The organism is Bianquea renquensis (assembly GCF_014384895.1).
GTDB classification, from domain to species: Bacteria; Bacillota; Clostridia; order Lachnospirales; family Bianqueaceae; genus Bianquea; species Bianquea renquensis.
Window position 1 is genome coordinate 1 of record NZ_JACRSQ010000083.1, and the last position, 1,543, is coordinate 1,543.

The 1,543-nt window shown below is 45.4% G+C and carries 1 protein-coding gene; it reads left to right on the top strand.

Features of this window, described 5'->3' with window-relative positions:
- Positions 1–74 precede the first annotated feature (74 nt).
- On the top strand, positions 75–1,448 hold the full coding sequence (locus H8730_RS17280) for an IS1182 family transposase (RefSeq protein WP_249290293.1): 1,374 nt from the start codon (positions 75–77) through the stop codon (positions 1,446–1,448).
- Positions 1,449–1,543: the final 95 nt, after the last annotated feature.

The window sequence follows — 1,543 nt, forward strand, 5'->3', positions numbered from 1 at the left end:
TCGAGCTGTTGACAAACCCTATTCTTCACCCGCTCATTATGGTAAAATAAAAGAAATGTGAGGGGGATTTACTTATGATGACGCGGACAAATAATAAGCAAATAAAATTTCATTTGGTAACGATTGAAAACCTTGTGCCCGAAGACCATTTCCTGAGAAAATTAGATTCCCTAGTAGATTTTTCCTTTATTTACCAGGAGACAGAAAGCTGTTACTGCCAGAATAATGGCCGTCCATGCATTGATCCGGTGATCTTGATAAAATATCTGTTGATTGGATTTTTGTTTGGAATTGAATCAGAACGCCGGATTGAGCAGGAAATACAGGTAAACATGGCCTATCGCTGGTTCCTGGGATTTGATATGGATGACCGTGTCCCCGATCATTCCACCATATCTCAAAACAGGCGCAGACGTTTCAATGGAACCGGCTTGTTCCGCCGCCTGTTTGAGAGGATTATCTTTCAGTGTATGGAAAAAGGTCTTGTGGACGGAAGAACCGTTTTGACGGATTCCACCCATATAAAAGCAAATGCTTCCGCTAAAAAGAATATCAAAGTTATAGCCCAGCGGGAGGCAAACACTTATATGCAGCGCCTGGATTTCTATGAAGAACAGGAGCGTTGCCGTCTGGAGAAAGCCGGAATGATCCGCCCGAAGAGAAAAAGCCGTGCACTAAAGGAAAAACTCCCGGCAGAGAAACCCATCAATCCGACGGATCCGGAAGCCGGGATGCTGAAAAGGCCGGGGAAACCTGCGGGGCCGCATTATCTGAGCCATCAAAGCGTGGATATTGCCCATGGAATCATCGTAGATGTGGCAGTGACTCCAGGAAACGTAAATGACTCCGGCCCTTATTTAGACCGGATCGAGTATATGCGGAAGCATCTGGAATTACCCATCAAAACAGCGGGTGCGGACAGCGCATATGGAACCAGCTTGATATGTCAAGCCTTGGAGGATATGGGAATCTGTTTGTATACTCCGGGAACAACTGGAGGTGTGAATTACAAAACAGAATTCACGCGGGAAGATTTTAAATATCAGAAGGAAACAGACTGCTTTATTTGTCCCGCCGGGAAACAGCTGATACTGCGCAGCCTTGAACGGGAGGAATTCAATATCTGCAGGGTTTATCGTGCGGACTGTGAAGACTGCAAATTCTGTCCAATGTTTAGCCGGTGCGTGAGTTCCAGTCAAAAGAGCCGGACAGTCCGTGTAAATATCTTTGAAGAAGCAGTAAGGCGATGTCACGCAAAAAAGGGGACAGCACTTCACTCCTACATTCTGGAACAGCGTCAGATATGGTGCGAAGGAAGTTTTGCTGCCCAGAAAGCGAGACATAATTTAAGAAAGCTATATAGGAGAGGGTTAGAGGCAGCGGAAACGCACTGCCTCTTATCGGCTATGGCCTTAAATCTAAAACGGATGGTAAAATGTTTAGAGTGATGCCAGGAGGCATCTTTTTTTGTGTCAGTTGTCAACCAACAAACACTGGGTTATGTAGAGAAGAGATATTTTATAGGGCTTTGTCAACAGCTCGA